The sequence below is a fragment of the Marinobacter sp. MBR-105 genome, assembly GCF_053628895.1.
This window is the reverse complement of record NZ_JBRJHG010000022.1, coordinates 1-18,211: the sequence shown is the minus strand read 5'-3', so window position 1 is coordinate 18,211 and position 18,211 is coordinate 1. Positions and strand designations below refer to the sequence as shown.

The window sequence follows — 18,211 nt, the reverse complement described above, 5'->3', positions numbered from 1 at the left end:
AACGCTTTAAATCCCGAGGAGTTTGATATGTCTTTCCGAAAACCACTGCTGGCGTTTTCCGCCAGTGTCCTGCTGGCCGCTTCCGTGGCCGGCCCGGCGCAGGCTGAGGATATCTCCCTGCTGAACGTCTCCTACGATCCCACCCGGGAGTTCTACCAGGAGTACAACAAGGAATTTTCCGACTGGTACCAGGCCAGGTCTGGTGATTCGGTCACCATCGAGCAAAGCCATGGCGGTGCAGGCAAGCAGGCCCGCTCGGTGATTGATGGCCTGCCGGCCGATGTCGTCACCCTGGCCCTGGCCTATGACATCAGCGCCATCGGCGAGCGCACCGGCAAGTTGCCGGCCGACTGGCAGACTCGATTGCCCAACAACAGCGCCCCGTATAGCTCGACCATCGTGTTTCTGGTGCGCAAGGGTAATCCCAAGAACATTCAGGACTGGGATGATCTGACCAAACCGGGCGTCGAGGTGATCACCCCGAACCCGAAAACTTCTGGCGGCGCCCGCTGGAATTACCTGGCGGCCTGGTCCTATGTGCTGAAAAAGGAGCTGGGCGACCTGAGCAAGCTTGATAACCCCGAGTTCGCCGACGAAGTGAAGGCGGCCGAGCAGAAAGCCACAGAATACGTGACCAAGCTCTACAAGAACGTGCCGATTCTCGATTCCGGCGCACGTGGCTCCACCACCACCTTTGTGAAGCGTGGTCTGGGTGATGTGCTGCTGGCCTGGGAGAACGAGGCGCTGCTGGCGGTGAACAAACTGAGCCAGGGTGAGTTCGACATTGTCGTGCCGTCCATCAGTATCCTGGCCGAACCACCGGTCACCGTGGTGAATGGCAATGTCGAGAAAAAAGGTGAGGGCGCGGTCGAGGCGGCCGAGGCCTACCTGGAGTATCTGTATTCTCCGGTGGCCCAGCAACTGGCGGCAAAGCACTACTACCGTCCGGTCTTCGAGCACTTTGCCAACAAGGAAGACCTGAAGCTGTTCCCGAAAGTAACCCGGGTCACCGTGCAGGACGTGTTCGGCGGCTGGCAGAACGCCCAGAAAACCCACTTCAACGACGGCGGTGTCTTCGACGCAATCTACCTCCCACAATGAGGCGATTATGAAGCGATCCTTCTCCATCTTGCCAGGCTTTCGCCTGGCAAGTGGTATTACCCTGTTTTACCTCTCCCTGCTGGTTCTGATCCCGCTTTGCGCACTGGTCTGGAAGACCACCGAGCTGAGCCTTGAGGAGCTGGTGGCCACGCTGACCAATAGCCGGGTGCTGGCGTCTTTCCGGGTGAGCATTCTCACAGCGCTGGCGGCGGCCTTTATCAACCTGTTTCTGGGGTTTGTGATTGCCTGGGTGCTGGTGCGCTACCCCATGCCTTTCAAGCGTCTGTTCGATGCGGTGATTGATCTGCCCTTTGCCCTGCCCACGGCCGTGGCCGGCATTGTGCTGGCGGCCCTGTACGCGCCGGACGGCTGGATTGGCAGTTTCTTCACCGAGCTGGGCATCCGCATCGCCTATACGCCTCTGGGTATTGTCGTGGCACTGATGTTCATCGGCCTGCCCTTTGTGGTGCGCACGGTGGAGCCGGTTCTGCAGGACCTGGACAGCCAGTTGGAAGAAGCGGCCCAGAGCCTGGGGGCCTCACCCTGGACTATCTTCCGGCGGGTGCTGTTTCCACCGCTGATTCCGGCATTGCTTACGGGCTTCGCCCTGGCGTTTGCCAGGGGGCTTGGTGAATACGGTTCGGTGATCTTCATCGCCGGCAACATGCCCATGGTCTCGGAAATCGTACCGCTGCTGATCATCACCAAGCTGGAGCAGTACGACTACGCCGGCGCAACCGCTATCGGCCTGATGATGCTCGTGGTGGCGTTCATCATGCTTCTGGTCATTAACCTTTTGCAGGCCTGGACCCGCAAGCGCACCGGCAAACTTTAACAGAACCCCAGGAGAGCCCCATGCACACACAGACTCTGGCGCTGGATCGCCTGGACCAGCCCGGTGCCCGGCAGTGGCCCCGCTACCTGCTCACCGGCCTGGCCATTTTCATCATAGGCCTGTTCCTGCTGCTGCCGCTGGCGGCGGTGTTAATCGAGGCCTTCAGCGAAGGCTGGGATCTCTATGCTCAGGCTATCAATGACCGCTACACCTGGGAGGCCATCAAGCTGACCCTGCTGGTGGCGGCGGTTGTGGTCCCTTTGAACACGGTGTTCGGCATTGCCGCCGCCTGGATGATCGCCCGGTTCCAGTTTACCGGTCGGGGAACGCTGACCACGCTGATCGACCTGCCGTTTTCCATCTCACCGGTCATCGCCGGCCTGATCTTCGTGCTGGTGTTCGGGGCCCACGGCTGGTTCGGCAGCTGGTTCGCCGAGCAGGGCTTCCCGATCATCTTCGCGGTGCCGGGCATCATTCTGGCCACCCTGTTCGTGACTGTGCCCTTTGTGGCCCGGGAGCTGATCCCGCTGATGCAGGAGCAGGGTTCCGAAGAAGAGGAGGCTGCCATCGCCCTGGGGGCCGGCAGCTGGACCATGTTCTGGAAAATCACCCTGCCGAAAATCAAATGGGGCCTGCTGTACGGGATCATCCTGTGTAACGCCCGGGCCATGGGCGAGTTCGGCGCGGTGTCGGTGGTGTCCGGCCATATCCGGGGCCAGACCAACACCCTGCCGCTGCACGTGGAGATTCTCTACAACGAATACAACTTTACCGCCGCCTTTGCCGTTGCCTCGCTGCTGGCTGGGCTGGCGATCCTGACACTGGTATTGAAAAGCCTGGTTGAGTGGCAACAGGCGCGGTCACTGGAGAGAGCAACACAATGAGCATCGAAGTCCGCAACATCACCAAGGCGTTTGACGATTTCAAGGCCCTGGACAATGTCTCACTCAATGTCGACGACGGCGAACTGGTGGCCCTGCTGGGCCCTTCCGGCTGCGGCAAGACCACGCTGCTGCGGATGATCGCCGGGCTGGATTTTGTCGATGAAGGCGAAGTCTGGCTCAACGGTGAGAACGTCACCGGTAAGCACATCAAGCAACGGGGCGTGGGATTTGTTTTCCAGCACTACGCCCTGTTCGGGCACATGACCGTCTTCGAGAACGTGGCCTTTGGTCTTCGGGTTCTCAAACGCAGCGAGCGCCCCAGCGAGGAGCAGATCCGTAAACGGGTACATGAGCTGCTGGATCTGGTGCAGCTGGACTGGCTGAGCAAACGCTTTCCGGCCCAGCTCTCCGGCGGACAGCGTCAGCGGGTGGCCCTGGCGAGAGCGCTGGCGGTAGAGCCCAAGTTCCTGCTGCTCGACGAGCCCTTCGGCGCCCTGGATGCCAATGTCCGCAAGGAACTGCGCCGCTGGCTTCGCCGGCTGCATGACGAACTGCACGTGACCAGCATCTTCGTCACCCACGACCAGGAAGAGGCGATGGAGGTCGCGAGCCGCATTGTCGTAATGGACAAAGGCCGGATCGAACAGGTGGGCACTCCGGAAGCGGTTTATGACAACCCCGCCAGTCCCTTTGTGTCGTCTTTTATCGGCAATGTGAACGTCTTCCACGGTCGCCTTCAGGGCGAGACTCTGGATACCGGTGCCTGGCAACTGCCTATTCGGCCACCCGGGAGTGAAGGGGCCGGAGACGACACCCCATTTGCCGCCTACATTCGCCCGCACGATTTCGAGCTGCTGAAAACCACGGACGAGAAGCTGCCGGAATGCCGCGTCAAGTTCATCCAGCCCATGGGCAGCGTATACCGCCTGGAGGTGGTGCCTGAGCATGCCGCCAGTGACGGCCTGCCCAACGTGATCGACGTTGAGCTGCCGCGCCGGGACTTCCGGGCCCTGGATCTGGCGGTGGGTGAGCGGGTGTACCTGCGGCCTACCGAAACGCATTGGTTTGAAGCCGGCGAGAAAGCCGCGCCTCAGGCCTCAACAAGGTGAAAGGGAGTTTTTATGCATATTGTCGCCCTGCTGGGCAGCCCCAACGTGAAATCCCGCTCCAGCGCCCTGGCCGAGTATCTGTTTGGCGAACTGGCAAAGCGGGATGTGGAAGTGCGCACTTACAGTGTGGAAAACTTTGATGCGAACAGTCTGCTGCGCGCTGATTTCAAGAGCGATCAGGTACAGGCGTACCTGAAAGATGTCGCGGGGGCGGCCGGTTTGATCGTATCTACCCCGGTGTACAAGGCCTCCATTTCTGGAGTTCTGAAAACCCTGCTGGACCTGATTCCCGAAGGTGGTTTGCTGCACAAAAGTGTGTTGCCAGTGGCCTCGGGCGGATCACCGGCCCACATGCTGGCGGTGGATCACGCCCTGCAGCCGATTTTTATTAACCTTAAGGCGGAAAAGGCGCTGCCGGTGGTCTACTCCCCGGATAGCCACTTCGAGAAAACCGAAACCGGGGACTACCTGATTGGCGACGAAATTCTGCAGCGCCTTGGGGTTGCTCTGGATCGCTTTATCGATGGCTTCGAGACGCACCCGGACCACCCGTTAAGCCGGGACCGGACTCACTCCCGGCTAGGCGAAACGCTGGCAGTGTAGTAACAAGCCCTGGCAGCCTTTCGAACCTATGGTCGCCAGCGCAGGAACTAAAAGACCGGAGGCTGCAAACCTCCGGTCTTTTCGTGAGTGCCTGTTTTCTTGGGCCTTCATGCCGTTTGTTTGGAAGGATCTGCGGTCAGGCGTAGATAAGGCCGGACTGCGCGATAGCCAGATGGAAACCGATGATTGATTTCCTCCTCGTCCTGAAGTGCGGGCACAATCACCACGTCGTCCCCGCTTTCCCAGTTGCCCGGTGTCGCCACCTTGTGGTGCTCGGTCAGTTGCAGGGAATCGATGACCCGCAGCAGTTCATTGAAATTCCGACCGGTGCTGGCGGGGTAGGTCAGGGTCAGGCACACTTTTTTGGCCGGGTCGATCACGAACACGGAGCGCACCGTTGCACTGTTGTCGGCGTTGGGGTGAATCATGTCGTATAGTTCCGAAACCTTACGGTCGCTGTCGGCCAGAATCGGAAAGTTCACCCGCGTGCCCTGGGTCTCATTGATATCCTCAATCCACTTGCCATGCGAATCGACATCGTCGACGCTCAAGGCCAGCACCTTGACGTTGCGTTTTTCAAACTCATCCTTGAGCTTGGCCGTGAGGCCCAGTTCGGTGGTGCACACGGGCGTGAAATCCGCCGGATGGGAAAACAGCACGCCCCAGCTGTCGCCAAGGTATTCGTAAAAGTGGATCTTGCCCTCGCTGGATTGCTGTTCGAAATCGGGGGCGGTGTCTCCGAGTTTTAATGTCATGGGTCACTCCTCTGGTTAATTTTCACATCCGTTCCATCAAGGTACCAAGAACTTAACCTTCTGAATTCCAATAAAAAACGATATGGTTCTTCGATAAATTGCTAACGCGTTTCTGGCTCACTGGTAAAGGTCAATAGCGTCATAATGTTTTAAAGGCCCAATAGCCCCGCCGCATTTTGATAAAACACCTTGTCGAGTACCGCTTCCCGGAAACCCAGTTCGAGCGTGTCGTTGATGGACTGGCGGATGGGCCGGAAGGTGTAGGACGAGCCAAACAGTAGTTGTTCCGAGAGGAAACTGTTGGCGGCCTCCACGTACAACTGGCTGCCGGGCTGGAACAGGTACATGTCCGGCACCAGGAAGACGTTCTGATCACGGAACGCTACCCCAATGGCCTGGGCGACGTTCGGCCAGTAACCGTGGTAGACGATCAGCGGTAAGGTGGAAAACGAATTGGCCACCACCGCCAGTCCGGCCGGATCATTGAACCTGGGATCCGGCGTGGTGGGCCCGCTCATCAACGACACCGGTACGCCAAGGCGCGCGCAATACTCGTAGATCGGGAAGTAAACCGGATTGTCCGGTTGGCGGGCCGGTTCGGCAAAACCGGGCTCAATGTTAATGGCGGACAGACCCAGCTCGTGAACGACCCGGTCGATTCATACGGCAGAATCCTTGGTCGTAAAATATCCGGCAGCATGTGGATGGACAGGGAGCTGCACCTTAAGGTGTCTCAAGCTCATCCGGAACCAAGTATTTAAGAAAAGTATTTGCCTGATTTTGATAAGGTTTATATGCCTTTTTCTGCAAAGCATTGCAGGTATTCTTACTTGTCAGGTGCCCCGGTGGTGCCACCTTTATAACCAATACCAAAGCATACCCAGCAAGGCGCTGGTGAACAGCACCGGTAGCATGCCGATTTTGAAACGGAGAATGGCGACGAATGCCCCCAGCGCCAGAACCACGCTGGCCAGTTGGACACTGTCCCACTGCGGAGCGAGCCACTGAACGCCCCAGGCTTTCGACGTCTGGACCTCAGCAAAGATCACGTGCACCGCAAACCAGATGGCAAGGTTCAGCATGACGCCGACCACAGCTGCGGTAACGGCTGACAGCGCGGCGCTGACGGCCTGGTTGCCCCGCAGTTTCTCCACATAGGGCGCACCGAGAAAAATCCAGAGGAAACAGGGTACGAAGGTGACCCAGGTGGCCAATATTGAAGCCAGAACGCCGGCGGTAAACGGGTCCAGGCCACCGGAATCCCGGAAGGCGCCCATAAACCCGACAAACTGCACCACCTGAATCAGAGGCCCGGGTGTGGATTCTGCCATACCCAGGCCATCGAGCATTTCACCCGGGGCCAGCCAGCCATGATTCTGGACTGCTTCCTGAGCCATATAGGCCAGTACCGAATAAGCACCCCCGAAGGTCACCACGGCCAGCTTGCTGAAGAACAGACCGATCTGGGTGAACACATTGTCCATGCCCAGCGAGAGGGCCAGCGCTATCAGAGGCACAAACCACAGGGGCAGCCAAATCCCGAGCACTTTCAGTGTGCGCCCGCGGCTTGCCTCGGTGTGATGGCCAGTGCTGTTCGCCATCATTGCGTCAATGGCGCGCTCGCTCTCTTCCGGCGTGGCATGGCCTTTGATCACCACAAATCGCTCCGGGTCCAGGTGGCGGCCAATCACTCCCACCAGCGCCGCCGTTGCAATGACAAAGGGAAAGGGCACGGCAAAAAAGAAGATGGCCACGAAAGCCAGGGCCGCCAAAGTGACCATGATCCGGTTTTTCAGTGCCCGCTGGGCAATGCGAACTACCGCCTGGATGACCACCGCCAACACCGCTGCCTTGATACCGAAGAACAGCGCCTGAACCAGAGAGGTTTCCTGAAAGCCGGCGTACAGCAGGCTCAGCCCCAGAATCGCCACAAAGCCAGGCAGCACGAACAGTGTGCCCGCCACCAGACCGCCTTTAACACCGTGTAGTAGCCAACCTAGATAGGTGGCCAGTTGCTGCGCTTCCGGCCCGGGCAGCACCATGCAGTAATTGAGTGCGTGCAGAAACCGGCTCTCGCTGACCCATCGCTTCTCATCCACCAGAATCCGGTGCATCACCGCAATCTGGCCCGCCGGGCCACCGAAGCTCAGCATTGCGACACGCAACCACACATGGACCGCTTCAGCAAAGGTGATGTTGTGGCCAAAGGCGTTGTTGGCTGTCATTTCGGAGTTCTGGGTAGCTCTCGCAGAGGAAGTAGGCGGCATCAGTATGTCTCCGAAAGCGATACACGCAAAGAAAGGATGCGCAGCAGTGTAACGGAGTACAGCTCTGGCACGTTACTTGGGCAGAAGGGGTTACCCGGAGAGTGCTCATAAACTACCAGACCACTCGACGCCACCAAACCAAGAAAACCTGAAATGCTTTGCTCAAATCCGGAAAAGCAACCACGACCGGGGCCGGGTACCTGTATCCATAAAAAAGAATGTTGATCGAAGATAATCGGATTTGTGAGCGGAGCCTGGGGCGCTAACCTGCGGTCAAGCAATGACAACGACCTTCAAGGAGAATGGCCATGACTCTCGATGTATTCTGGTTTCTGCCCACGTCGGGCGACACCCGTTATTTTGGCAAGCCCGGCAGTGGCCGTCCGGCAACCAACCGTTATATGCAGCGTATTGCCACTACCGCCGAAGACCTGGGTTACGACGGCCTGCTGATCCCCACCGGCGCCAGTTGCCAGGACCCATGGGTGGTGGCTTCCAGCCTTGCCCCGGTTACCAGCCGTATCAAATTGCTGGTGGCGCTTAGAACGTCCATCTCGGGGCCAACGGTCTCCGCCCGCCAGGCGGCAACGCTAGATGAAGCCCTCGGAGGCCGCTTGCTGCTGAATGTTGTACCAGGAGGCGATGCCGCCGAACTGGCCGCGGAAGGTGTCTATTACAGTCATGATGAGCGCTACGAGTCCGCCGATGAATTTCTGAAGGTGTGGCGGCGCCTGCTTCAGGGTGAAACGGTCGATTTCGATGGCAAACATCATCGCATCAAGGGCGCAAAAAACTACTTCGAGCCGATCCAGAAGCCCTATCCACCGCTGTATTTCGGTGGCTCTTCCGATGCGGCCATCCGGCTGGCCGGAGAACAGGTGGATGCTTACCTGACCTGGGGCGAGCCGCCAGAAGCCGTGGCTGAAAAGATCGACCGCGTCCGTGCCGAGGCCGCCAAGCATGGCCGCACGGTACGCTTTGGTGTGCGCCTGCACGTGATTGTCCGGGAAACCCGGGAAGAGGCCTGGGCGGAGGCGGACAAATTCATCGAAAACCTGGACGATGACACCATCGCAAAATCCCAGCAGAACCTGGCCAGGATGGATTCGGTCGGCCAGAAACGCATGCTGGCGCTGCACGGCGGTCGTCGTGACCAGCTGGAAATCAGCCCGGACCTCTGGGCTGGTGTGGGTCTGGTGCGGGGCGGGGCTGGCACCGCCCTCGTCGGCGACCCCGAAACCGTGGCAAAGCGTCTGTTGGAATACCGGGATGCCGGGGTCGATACGTTCGTGTTGTCTGGTTACCCCCACCTTGAGGAATCCATCCGGTTTGCGGAACTGGTCTTCCCCTTATTGCCGGGCAAACAGGCTGTTACCGATTCGGCCTTCCATACCGGCGGAGCGTTTGATATCCGGGCCGCAAAAGCCTCGGCATCCTGAGGTGATCTGAATTTGCAGTGTTGTGTGCGCTCATTGTGGCACCACTCCGTTTGGCCGGATACTTCGTTGTCCGGCCTTTTTTGTCTGGCCCAGCCGGGTACTGGCGGCGTCATATGAAAAAAAACGCTTAGCAATGCAGTAAATATTATTCGGTTTATTTTTTAGCCTGCCTTAGACTTCAATGATATTGATATCCTGGTTTTTATTACTTGTTGGCAAGTCTTTGCCAGGCGTTTCATCGTTGAGTAGGGAAGGCAGCCTGTGAACTTTCAGCAACTACGCATAGTGCGGGAAACCGCCCGGCAGAATTTCAATCTGACGGAAGTGGCAAATGCGCTGTTCACCTCCCAGTCCGGTGTGTCCAAACACATCAAGGATCTGGAGGAAGAGCTGGGCGTTGAGCTTTATGTCCGAAAAGGCAAACGCCTGTTGGGGCTGACCGAGCCTGGTCAGCAGATGCTGATCTATGTGGAGCGCATGCTGATGGATGCCCGTAATATCAAAAATCTGGCCGAGCACTACCAGGAACAGGATTCCGGCGAGCTGACCATTGCCACCACCCACACCCAGGCGCGGTATGCGTTACCGGAGGTGGTCAGCCGGTTCAAACAGCAGTTTCCAAAAGTGCGGTTGAGGCTGCACCAGGGCAGCCCGGATGAAATTGTCAGCATGCTGCTCAGTGGCGAGGCGGACATAGGTGTGGCTACCGAGGCGCTGGGTGATATTCCCCAGCTGGTGTCCTTTCCGTATCACCGCTGGCACCATGGTGTGGTAGTGCCCAAGCTGCACCCGCTGGCGGAAATAGATCTGCTGACGCTGGAAGATATTCAGCAGTACCCCATTATTACCTACCACGAAGGCTTTACGGGCCGAGCTTCTATCGAGAAGGCTTTCGCCACTGAAAACCTGCGCCCGGAAATCATCATGACCGCCCTCGATGCAGACGTGATCAAGTCCTATGTGGAACTGCGCCTGGGCATCGGTATCATTGCCTCGGTGGCGTTCAACCCCGCCCGGGATTCGGGGTTGCAGTTGCTCAATACCGATCACCTGTTCGAGGAAAAGCAGACCCGTATCGGGATACGGCGGGGCAATCTGCTGCGCAATTATGCGTTTCAGTTTATCCAGTTGTGCGCTTCGGAGTTGACCGAGGAGGTTGTGGCCGGCCAGTTGGCCCTGCCTGCTGGTCGCTGAGTGGTGGAGCCGGCAGCTAAGCCTGCTCCGCGGGCATTCTGATAAAGATATCAGTTTTTATTGGTTAATCTCCCTGCTTCACCTCTCTACTATTAACAACACTATTCGTCACGGCAGAGTGAACTATGTGCTAGATCTTCGGTTTAAACAGCGCCCGTCCAGTGTCCCCGCAGGAACCTTTGCGTGGCTTCCTGTGCCGCGGCGGCGGTACCGGTGATCACAAGGATGGCTGGGGCATTGCCTATTACGCCGATGGGACCCATCACCTGAATGTCCAGAAAACCAGTGCCTTCAATTGCCGCAAGGCCCAGGCGTTTCTGGGCCGGGATATTCTCACTCGCAATCTGATCGCCCATGTCCGCAAGGCCACCTTCGGACCGGTAGAATTGGTCAACAGTCATCCCTTCAGCCACAAGCTTTGGGGCTATGACTGGGTGTTTGCCCACAACGGTGACCTTCATGATTTCCGGCCAGCGGTGAATGCACGCTTCAAGCCCAATGGCGAAACCGACAGTGAAGCAGCGTTCGGCCTGCTGCTGACCGAACTGGTGATCACCTTCGGTGACACCCGGCCCGGGCTCGACGCGCTGGCTGGCGAAATTCGCCGCGTGGCGGCTGAGATTGCTGCCCACGGTACTTTCAATTTCCTGCTGACCATTGGTGATGTGATGTTTGCCCATGGCAGCACCAATCTTTACTGGACCCGCCAGACCAATGAGCCAAAGCGCGCAAAGCTGGTGGATTGCGATCAATGGCTTGACGACACCGTCTATGCCGGTGCGCCAGTCGTGATGGTAGCCACACAGCCGATCACCGATGGCCATGATTGGCACCGGTTCGGGAAGAACGAGCTGGCCGTTTTTGTTGGCGGATCACGCCACGATGAAGTATCTGACGTTCCATTGATGGACGGGTATGATCTGCTTCAGACGACCCAGGTCCGCAGTGATCTGCTTGAGGTGCTCAGCCAAGGCCACGCCATCTAAGGAGAAAGTCTTTGCCATCCGGTAAGCGTCTTATCGATAAAATCACGGCGGAACTGCGCCTGGCCCGTCACGACTGGCGTGAGCGCCAGGGCCGGGAGCTGGACCTGGGCAGCCGCGAGTTGCCGTCACATCAGGCGGTTCATCAAACGGTGGACATCCTCTGTGCCATTCTGTTTCCCATGCGCTTGGGCCCGCCGGATCTGACCAAAGAGCGGGAAGACCAGTTCGTAGCCTACATGCTGGGCAATGTAGAGCGGGAACTGGTTAACCAGGTGGCGCTGGAACTCCAGTACCTTGACCGGGGACAGCAGGCTCTGGTCACCCTGAGGGAAAAGGCCAGCGGCCTGGTCAGCGAGCTGCTGGCACAGCTGCCCGCACTGCGGCGGCAACTGGATGAAGACGTGCTTGCTGCCTACCATGGCGATCCTGCGGCGACCTGCGTGGACGAGGTGCTGATTTCCTATCCCGGCGTCGAAGCCATTATCCATCACCGGATCGCCCATGGGTTCTATCGGGCCGGCCTGCCGATGATCGCGCGAATCATTGCCGAGAAAGCGCATTCGGCCACCGGCATCGACATTCATCCCGGTGCCACCATCGGTCGCTCGTTTTTCATTGACCACGGCACAGGCGTGGTGGTTGGGGAGACCGCCATTCTTGGTGACCGGGTGCGTATCTACCAGAACGTAACGCTTGGCGCGGTGAGGTTCAACGAAGACGAAACCGGCGCCCTGACCAAGGGCGAACCCCGCCATCCGATTGTCGAAGACGACGTGGTGATCTATGCGGGCGCCACCATACTTGGGCGCATTACTATCGGCCGAGGATCGGTCATTGGTGGTAATGTCTGGTTGACCCGCAGCGTACCGCCGAAAAGCCGGGTATCCCAGGCCTCCGTCACGCAGGCGGGGCCGGAGCTCTGAAGCCTGTCCTTTGCATTCCCCTCAATCAGTAACTGAGCAGGTGCGGCGACAGGCTCTGACTCTGGGCCGCCAGGACCCTTGGCGTGGGCTCGCGCGAGGCTCGGGCAAGGTATCGCAGCCCCTCAATCCAGCGCTGATGTCCAGATTCGGTATTGATATGGCCCACACCCGGGAGCAGCTCGAACTCACTACCCCAGTGCAGGGCCAGGTCCCGGGCACGGTCCGCCGACGCTGCCCGGTCGTTGGTGGAGCCCACCACCAGGGAAGGAAACGGAAGGTAATCATCGGGAATGGGCGCAAAGGGTTGCAGTGCGGCTGGGGCTAACTCGCGCTCGGTGTCTGCGGGAGCGACCAGCAGCGCACTTTTAATGCGATCGGCTCGCCTTGTGCCATGCCTTTGGGCCCAATGCGCCACCGCGACACAGCCGAGGCTGTGGGCAATCAGCACTAACTTGTCGGTCGGCGCGTTGCGAACGTCCCGGTCGATGGCCTCAATCCAGTCTTCCGGGTCCGGTCGAGTCCAGCTCTCCACGTGAATCCGTTTGCTGTTGGGTAACAATAGCTGCCAATGGCTCTGCCAGTGGTTGGTTCCCGAGCTGTTCCAGCCGGGAATGATCAGATAGCCGATTTCTTCGGACATGAGGTTTTCTCCAATTCTCTTTGCTTACCAATACCCGGACTTTACCGATACCGCTTGAGCAGGCGAACCAACCATTTCTGCATTTGTTATTCTGCGATTGCATAAAGCGCGCAATAAGGCGTCACTTCGGTAATAGAGGATTTATTCAGAAGCTCTGCACGATAAGTTGGTTTGGCACCGCTATTTGCGCTGATAGCGTTGATTCCACGAAACGGGGCTGATTCCGGCCCTGTAATCATGGAACGGATGGAGATCAATATTGTGGCTAAACAGGCTTCCCTGAAACACAGACTACGAACCAGCCGCCGGGCGTTTATTGGCCTGCTGGCTTCAAGCGCCTTGTTGCTGACACCACTAGGTGTCAACGCAGAGGTGGAGGAAAACACCCTGCGTATCGGTTACCAGAAATACGGCACCCTGATTCTGCTCAAGGCCCGGGGCACCCTGGAACCGCAGCTTGCTGAACAGGGTTTCGATGTGAAGTGGATCGAGTTTCCCGCCGGCCCGCAGCTGCTGGAAGGGCTGAACGTCGGCAGTGTGGATTTCGGCACCACGGGTGAAACCCCACCCATCTTTGCCCAGGCCGCCGGTGCGGATCTCGTCTATGTGGCAAATGAGCCGCCGGCGCCCAAGGGCGAGGCAATACTTGTGAAAGCTGATTCACCGATTCAGTCCGTGGCGGATCTGAGAGGCAAGCGAGTGGCGCTGAACAAGGGCTCGAACGTGCATTATTTGTTGGTACGCGCACTGGAAGAGGCCAATTTGTCGATTCGCGACATCAAGCCGGTCTACATCAAGCCCGGCGATGCCCGCACCGCATTTGATCGTGGCGACGTAGACGCCTGGGTGATCTGGGACCCGTACCAGGCGGACGCAGAGATTGCCGGTGCCCGTTCACTGCGGGATGGAGAAGGCTTGGTGGATAACCACCAGATTTATCTCGCGTCCCGGCCTTTTGCTGAGCGATATCCCGGCATCGTTAATGAGGTGATCGACTCATTGGCCGAGCTGGATGCCTGGGCCAAGGATCATCCGCAGGAAGTGGTGGACATTCTTCACAAGGAAACCGGTATTTCCAAAGACTCGCTTCGGCTGGCGGTTGATCGCTACGCCTATGGCGCGACCCGGATCACTCCACGGATTGGTGCAGCCCAGCAGACCATTGCCGATGTGTTTTACGAGCTGAACCTGATTCCCCGTGAAATCAACATCGACTCGGTACTTTGGCAAAGTCCTGCGTCGGTTGCCCGTAACGCACAGTAAGCCGATCAGGAGGCAGAGGCGATGTCGCTTTCCATTCGTAACCGGGCATTAACAGGCGTTCTGCCGTGGATCGTGCCGGTAGTACTGTTGCTGGCCTGGCAAATTGCGGCGCAGTTGGGCTGGATTACCGCCAGAGTGCTGCCGGCACCGACGGATGTCGTAGCCGCCGGCTGGCGACTGACGGTGTCCGGAGAGCTCTGGTTCCATCTGAAAAGCAGTTTTGAACGGGCGGCCGTTGGCTTTTTGATCGGGGGTGGAATTGGCCTGGCACTGGGGTTTGCCACCGGGTTGTCCCGCTGGCTTTCCCTGCTGCTGGACAGCACGCTGCAGATGGTGCGGAACATTCCGCACCTGGCCCTGATTCCACTGGTGATTCTGTGGTTCGGGATTGATGAAACCGCAAAGATTTTCCTGGTGGCGCTGGGCAGTGTGTTCCCGATCTACCTGAATACCTATCACGGCATTCGCAACGTCGATCCTCAGCTGCTGGAAATGGCTCGCTCCTACGGCGTCAAAGGGTTTTCCCTGTTCTGGCATGTGGTGTTGCCCGGCGCACTGCCATCAATTCTGGTCGGTGTACGGTTTGCCCTCGGCTTCATGTGGCTGACCTTGATTGTCTCGGAAACCATCTCTGCGACAGACGGCATCGGGTACCTCGCGATGGATGCCCGGGAATTCATGCAGACCGACGTGGTGCTGGTCGCCATCCTGCTCTATGCCGTGCTTGGAAAACTGGCCGATCTCAGCGCCAAAGGTCTGGAGCTCTGGTGGCTGCGCTGGCATCCGGCTTATCAACGGGGTGAGGGAGTTTAACCGTTATGACAGAACTATCTTCGGCAAAGTGGGGGGTAGGGATTACCACCCGCAACCTTAAGCGGTATTTCGGGGACCTGACGGTCCTCAAAGGGCTGGATCTGGATATCCGGGCAGGGGAGAGTCTGGTCATTATCGGCCGAAGCGGCTGTGGGAAAAGCACGCTGCTGAGGCTGCTGGCTGGACTTGATAAGCCCGACGGCGGACAACTTGAGGTCGCCGGTGAGGCGGCCGGAACCGGCAACCACAGCGTGCGGATGATGTACCAGGAGCCGCGCCTGTTGCCTTGGAAAACTGTGATCGAGAACGTCGAGATCGGCAACGTGGAATCCGCCCGGGCGAAATTCTCTTTGCACGAGGTGGAGCTCGACAGCAAGGCACAGGACTGGCCAGCAAGTCTGTCCGGAGGGCAGAAACAGCGCGTCGCGCTGGCCCGGGCACTGGCGCATCAGCCGGAACTGCTGTTGCTGGACGAACCCCTGGGCGCTCTGGATGCGCTGACCCGGTCTACCATGCACCGGCTCATCGAAAACCTGTGGCAGGAGCATGGCTTCACCCTGGTGATGGTGACCCATGATGTCAGTGAAGCTGTGATGCTGGCGGACCGGGTAATTGTGCTCGACGACGGCGCCATCGGCCTGGATGTCAGCATCCAGCTGCCCCGCCCCAGGGTGGCCACCGATCCGGCCTTCGTGGGGTATGAGGCGCGCTTGCTGGAGTACCTCACCGGCGTGCCGGCAGAGGCGCCAGGCGAGGCGGTGCCTAAAAACAAACGGGCCACGTTACAAACGGCCGCCGGGTATCTGACGATTTCGAATTAATGGATCTGCAACGGATTATCAATAACGAGAGGAAACCGATATGAGCATTCAACAACTGAACCCACGCAATCAGTTTCGCGGCCAGGTGGTGGCCATCAATGAGGGGCCGGTACTGTCCGAAGTCGATGTGGAAACCCCGGGCGGCATTGTTACCTCGGTGATCACCACACGCTCTGTCAAAGAGCTTGGCCTGAAGAAGGGCTCGGATGTTCTGGCTTTCGTTAAGGCGACTGAGGTGGCTTTGGCAAGGTTATGAGAGGTTTGGTTAATCAAGGTTAACGGTTATCTGGCGCCCGATGGCTGAAGGGAGAAAGTTGGGCAGCCTCCCACCGGCCGCCCTTCTCTCCACTTCGCTGCAAAAAGCTCGCCGCTGAAGAAAAACTTCATCGTCGAGCCCTGAACGGTCGCTTTGCGACCAGCGCAGCCTCCCCTGGTAAACAAAAGCGGACATTCGCCTTTTAGTCATTTATCTGTGAGGAGTGGACCGAGGTAAACACCAGGAGGTTCACAATGGCAATCGAATAACTGAAGATTACAGCCCCGCCTGACGCGGGGCTGAAGGGAGTTGTGTTTAAGAATTGCTTTCATCATCAAGCGTAACAACGGTATCCGCCATTAGCTCAGCGTCATCGAAGGTATCAATGTCCACGTCGCCGGTCACGGTGACCAAATCACCTTCTTCAATCTGTTGATAGCCTTCATCATCAGTCGGGTTGTACGTCATCAGAGCCGTATCGATCGTCGTCTTTTGTGCGCCTGTGTCGATGGTAAACTCTGTGCCGTCAACACCTGTTACTGTGCCGGTGAGCACCATCTGGCCGAGATCAATGGTAGGCGCTACATCGAAATCGGTGGCGCTTTCCTCATCTGCGGCACTGGCATAAAAGTAAGTGCCCAGGCTGTCCACAAAGACACTACTGGCTTCGATCTTTGCAGTTTCGAAGGTATCGTCGTCAATCTCACCGTAAACCGTGACGTTGTCGCCCGGAAGAAGTTCGCCACTTTCCTCGAACCAGTCCCAGTCGTCCATTTCAACGGTGACCAGGCCTTCGCCATAGTCCAGTTTGAACGTGTCTGCTGTCGTGCTGGTCACTGTTCCGCTCAGGGTGATCCAGGAACCGTCCGATTTGAGGTATGGGCTTTCCGCGGCCAGCCCGGCAGCCGGTGCAAGTGCGAAAGTTGAAGCAATAGCGATAGAGAGTGCTGTGCGCTTCATAGTCTGATCTCCTTACCGTTTGTGGTATGTGATCTTAAGTCAGATGATCCGGGTGAGCAGGTTACTCACTCACCCTTGATCATCTACTACCAGTCTCGTGGCAGACCGCGCAGATACAAGGTTTATTAACGTTCTCTAACGCTCGGGAAATCTCTTTGTCCAGGATGCTGATTGCCTAAAAATTTATGTCGAATGAAGTTTTACAGGATTTCGATGCCCTCGCATTTATAGTTGCCTATTAATGTATCGTCTTGAAGAACGTTCCCCTCCAGATCAAAACAGAACAGATACGTTTCCGTCCTATCCCCGATTTCGACACTTTTCAGCCCGATACACTCGTCGGTACGACCAGGCATTAGCTTGAATGAAGAGACTCCGCGTGCTGGAATTCTTTTGCCAACCTCAAGTGTTTTGATATCAGTGAAGTCTGAGCTTGCAACAACCAGCGTATTACCGCCTCTTTCTGTCTCGTCAATGCCTTCATCGAACGGTGTGTGAGAAATTTTTCGTGGGAAGAAAAGCCAGCAGCCGTGATAGGGGTGCCATTCCGCCGCCTCGTGGGTGACGTACCCCTGTTTGCCAACGTTCAAGGCATCCCGAATGCGTTGATAGTTTTGGCGCCAATCCTGGCTCTCCAGGCTGTAGTTGCGGTTCAGAATTTTGACCCACTCTTCCTGGGCGTTCTTCCCATGACTGCCGACGATCATCTGATCCCCTTTGAGCGTGGCCCACTCGCTCTTGAAGCCTTTGAACTTTTCATCGCCGCTGCCCGTCATCAGGATGTGACGTGGTACAAGCTGGTTCCGGTTGCGTATTTCACAGACCAGGCCAGTTCGGTCGTCAAATGTTACTAACCGTTCGCCAAACTGAACTAGCTCGGAAAATTCCGCGCCGCGGCCGCCTTCGGCGATCAGGCTGATAAGCTGATGCTCACCCCCCGCATTCTTGGGAATTTCTTCCAAGCAGTAGCGGACATTCCCGGTCACAGGATCGGTGTCGCGGTGGAGTCTGTCGAAACGAAGAGTTGACTGCCAAGCGGTTTGACCATCATCCAGTGTTACCTGGGACGCGTGGTCTTCGTCCGTAATAATGGCAAGGGTGTACTGAGTCTGTTCGCTGTTGTAGCGTTCAAGACGCTGGATATCCAAAGACTTCTGGCTCATGCCGAACTCCCTATCCCGGGTAAACGGGATGTATTGAGCATTTGTTGGAGGGTAAAGGATCTCGCAATCATTTTGGAAATTTCTGCCAGGGCTGCGTACGTGACTGTTGGCATGAATCATCACTGACTGCTGAGGTCATCCGGCACCTGTAATCGGCGATCAGGAGGATATATTTTACAACTACTTATATGGTCTTTAG

19 protein-coding genes are annotated in these 18,211 nt (G+C 57.6%); 13 read left to right on the top strand and 6 right to left on the bottom strand.

Annotated features, from left to right (window positions below):
- The first annotated feature begins 27 nt into the window (after positions 1 to 27).
- Genes ACSSVV_RS19275 through ssuE form a run of 5 tightly spaced genes read left to right on the top strand, consistent with a single transcriptional unit; the run spans position 28 to position 4,532 of the window.
- Positions 28 to 1,101, top strand: coding sequence for a sulfate ABC transporter substrate-binding protein (locus ACSSVV_RS19275; protein WP_454106780.1), 1,074 nt, complete (start codon positions 28 to 30; stop codon positions 1,099 to 1,101).
- A gap of 4 nt (positions 1,102 to 1,105) precedes the next feature.
- A complete protein-coding gene (cysT, locus tag ACSSVV_RS19270; protein ID WP_454106819.1) occupies positions 1,106 to 1,936 on the top strand; it encodes a sulfate ABC transporter permease subunit CysT in 831 nt (276 codons plus the stop codon).
- A 20-nt stretch (positions 1,937 to 1,956) separates the two neighbouring features.
- Positions 1,957 to 2,820: a sulfate ABC transporter permease subunit CysW gene (cysW, locus tag ACSSVV_RS19265; RefSeq protein ID WP_454106779.1), complete on the top strand. Its 864-nt coding sequence runs from the start codon at positions 1,957 to 1,959 to the stop codon at positions 2,818 to 2,820.
- Positions 2,817 to 3,929, top strand: coding sequence for a sulfate/molybdate ABC transporter ATP-binding protein (locus ACSSVV_RS19260; protein ID WP_454106778.1), 1,113 nt, complete (start codon positions 2,817 to 2,819; stop codon positions 3,927 to 3,929). The genes cysW and ACSSVV_RS19260 overlap by 4 nt, the downstream gene beginning before the upstream one ends.
- Positions 3,930 to 3,941: 12 nt before the next feature.
- Positions 3,942 to 4,532 carry an NADPH-dependent FMN reductase gene (ssuE, locus tag ACSSVV_RS19255; protein ID WP_454106777.1) on the top strand — a complete coding sequence of 197 codons (591 nt, stop codon included), beginning with the start codon at positions 3,942 to 3,944 and terminating at the stop codon, positions 4,530 to 4,532.
- Positions 4,533 to 4,639: 107 nt separating this feature from the next.
- Here ssuE and ACSSVV_RS19250 read toward each other — a convergent pair whose 3' ends face one another.
- The 3 genes from ACSSVV_RS19250 to chrA all read right to left on the bottom strand — a co-directional run bounded on the left by ACSSVV_RS19250 (position 4,640) and on the right by chrA (position 7,554).
- Entirely contained in the window at positions 4,640 to 5,287 is a 648-nt protein-coding gene (locus ACSSVV_RS19250; protein ID WP_454106776.1) for a peroxiredoxin, read from the bottom strand.
- Between the two features lie 149 nt (positions 5,288 to 5,436).
- Positions 5,437 to 5,946: an amidohydrolase family protein gene (locus ACSSVV_RS19245; RefSeq protein WP_454106818.1), complete on the bottom strand. Its 510-nt coding sequence runs from the start codon at positions 5,944 to 5,946 to the stop codon at positions 5,437 to 5,439.
- A 198-nt stretch (positions 5,947 to 6,144) separates the two neighbouring features.
- A complete protein-coding gene (chrA, locus tag ACSSVV_RS19240) occupies positions 6,145 to 7,554 on the bottom strand; it encodes a chromate efflux transporter (RefSeq protein WP_454106775.1) in 1,410 nt (469 codons plus the stop codon).
- Positions 7,555 to 7,862: 308 nt separating this feature from the next.
- On the opposite strand from chrA, the gene ssuD reads away from it, so the two are divergent.
- From ssuD to epsC, 4 genes are all read left to right on the top strand, one after another.
- Positions 7,863 to 8,993 (top strand): FMNH2-dependent alkanesulfonate monooxygenase, encoded by a 1,131-nt coding sequence (gene ssuD, locus ACSSVV_RS19235; protein ID WP_454106774.1) that lies wholly within the window; start codon positions 7,863 to 7,865, stop codon positions 8,991 to 8,993.
- 261 nt (positions 8,994 to 9,254) lie between these two features.
- Positions 9,255 to 10,187, top strand: a complete 933-nt coding sequence (locus tag ACSSVV_RS19230) for a CysB family HTH-type transcriptional regulator (RefSeq protein WP_454106773.1) — start codon at positions 9,255 to 9,257, stop codon at positions 10,185 to 10,187.
- A gap of 134 nt (positions 10,188 to 10,321) precedes the next feature.
- Positions 10,322 to 11,173, top strand: a complete 852-nt coding sequence (locus tag ACSSVV_RS19225; protein WP_454106817.1) for a class II glutamine amidotransferase — start codon at positions 10,322 to 10,324, stop codon at positions 11,171 to 11,173.
- Positions 11,174 to 11,184: 11 nt separating this feature from the next.
- Positions 11,185 to 12,096: a serine O-acetyltransferase EpsC gene (epsC, locus tag ACSSVV_RS19220; RefSeq protein WP_454106772.1), complete on the top strand. Its 912-nt coding sequence runs from the start codon at positions 11,185 to 11,187 to the stop codon at positions 12,094 to 12,096.
- A 25-nt stretch (positions 12,097 to 12,121) separates the two neighbouring features.
- Here epsC and ACSSVV_RS19215 read toward each other — a convergent pair whose 3' ends face one another.
- Positions 12,122 to 12,736 carry an RBBP9/YdeN family alpha/beta hydrolase gene (locus tag ACSSVV_RS19215; RefSeq protein WP_454106771.1) on the bottom strand — a complete coding sequence of 205 codons (615 nt, stop codon included), beginning with the start codon at positions 12,734 to 12,736 and terminating at the stop codon, positions 12,122 to 12,124.
- Between the two features lie 324 nt (positions 12,737 to 13,060).
- Here ACSSVV_RS19215 and ACSSVV_RS19210 point away from each other — a divergent pair, with 324 nt between their 5' ends.
- The 4 genes from ACSSVV_RS19210 to ACSSVV_RS19195 are packed head-to-tail and all read left to right on the top strand — an operon-like array spanning position 13,061 to position 15,889.
- Complete coding sequence (locus ACSSVV_RS19210) at positions 13,061 to 13,999, top strand: sulfonate ABC transporter substrate-binding protein (protein WP_454106816.1); 939 nt, start codon at positions 13,061 to 13,063, stop codon at positions 13,997 to 13,999.
- 21 nt (positions 14,000 to 14,020) lie between these two features.
- Positions 14,021 to 14,812 (top strand): aliphatic sulfonate ABC transporter permease SsuC, encoded by a 792-nt coding sequence (gene ssuC / locus ACSSVV_RS19205; protein WP_454106770.1) that lies wholly within the window; start codon positions 14,021 to 14,023, stop codon positions 14,810 to 14,812.
- Positions 14,813 to 14,817: 5 nt separating this feature from the next.
- Positions 14,818 to 15,633, top strand: coding sequence for an ATP-binding cassette domain-containing protein (locus tag ACSSVV_RS19200; protein WP_454106769.1), 816 nt, complete (start codon positions 14,818 to 14,820; stop codon positions 15,631 to 15,633).
- A gap of 40 nt (positions 15,634 to 15,673) precedes the next feature.
- A complete protein-coding gene (locus ACSSVV_RS19195) occupies positions 15,674 to 15,889 on the top strand; it encodes a TOBE domain-containing protein (RefSeq protein WP_023009826.1) in 216 nt (71 codons plus the stop codon).
- Positions 15,890 to 16,204: 315 nt separating this feature from the next.
- Here ACSSVV_RS19195 and ACSSVV_RS19190 read toward each other — a convergent pair whose 3' ends face one another.
- Positions 16,205 to 16,849, bottom strand: a complete 645-nt coding sequence (locus ACSSVV_RS19190; RefSeq protein ID WP_022992331.1) for a hypothetical protein — start codon at positions 16,847 to 16,849, stop codon at positions 16,205 to 16,207.
- A 200-nt stretch (positions 16,850 to 17,049) separates the two neighbouring features.
- Complete coding sequence (locus ACSSVV_RS19185) at positions 17,050 to 18,012, bottom strand: hypothetical protein (RefSeq protein ID WP_454106768.1); 963 nt, start codon at positions 18,010 to 18,012, stop codon at positions 17,050 to 17,052.
- Positions 18,013 to 18,211 lie beyond the last annotated feature (199 nt).

What these genes read in the sequence shown, in the direction of transcription:
- ssuE (WP_454106777.1), top strand. Translation starts at nt 3,942, where the DNA reads ATGCATATTGTCGCCCTGCTGGGCAGCCCCAACGTGAAATCCCGCTCC.
- ACSSVV_RS19185 (WP_454106768.1), bottom strand. Translation starts at nt 18,012, where the DNA reads ATGAGCCAGAAGTCTTTGGATATCCAGCGTCTTGAACGCTACAACAGC.
- ACSSVV_RS19275 (WP_454106780.1), top strand. Translation starts at nt 28, where the DNA reads ATGTCTTTCCGAAAACCACTGCTGGCGTTTTCCGCCAGTGTCCTGCTG.
- chrA (WP_454106775.1), bottom strand. Translation starts at nt 7,554, where the DNA reads ATGCCGCCTACTTCCTCTGCGAGAGCTACCCAGAACTCCGAAATGACA.
- ssuD (WP_454106774.1), top strand. Translation starts at nt 7,863, where the DNA reads ATGACTCTCGATGTATTCTGGTTTCTGCCCACGTCGGGCGACACCCGT.
- ssuC (WP_454106770.1), top strand. Translation starts at nt 14,021, where the DNA reads ATGTCGCTTTCCATTCGTAACCGGGCATTAACAGGCGTTCTGCCGTGG.
- cysW (WP_454106779.1), top strand. Translation starts at nt 1,957, where the DNA reads ATGCACACACAGACTCTGGCGCTGGATCGCCTGGACCAGCCCGGTGCC.
- ACSSVV_RS19260 (WP_454106778.1), top strand. Translation starts at nt 2,817, where the DNA reads ATGAGCATCGAAGTCCGCAACATCACCAAGGCGTTTGACGATTTCAAG.
- ACSSVV_RS19200 (WP_454106769.1), top strand. Translation starts at nt 14,818, where the DNA reads ATGACAGAACTATCTTCGGCAAAGTGGGGGGTAGGGATTACCACCCGC.
- ACSSVV_RS19190 (WP_022992331.1), bottom strand. Translation starts at nt 16,849, where the DNA reads ATGAAGCGCACAGCACTCTCTATCGCTATTGCTTCAACTTTCGCACTT.
- ACSSVV_RS19215 (WP_454106771.1), bottom strand. Translation starts at nt 12,736, where the DNA reads ATGTCCGAAGAAATCGGCTATCTGATCATTCCCGGCTGGAACAGCTCG.
- ACSSVV_RS19250 (WP_454106776.1), bottom strand. Translation starts at nt 5,287, where the DNA reads ATGACATTAAAACTCGGAGACACCGCCCCCGATTTCGAACAGCAATCC.
- ACSSVV_RS19195 (WP_023009826.1), top strand. Translation starts at nt 15,674, where the DNA reads ATGAGCATTCAACAACTGAACCCACGCAATCAGTTTCGCGGCCAGGTG.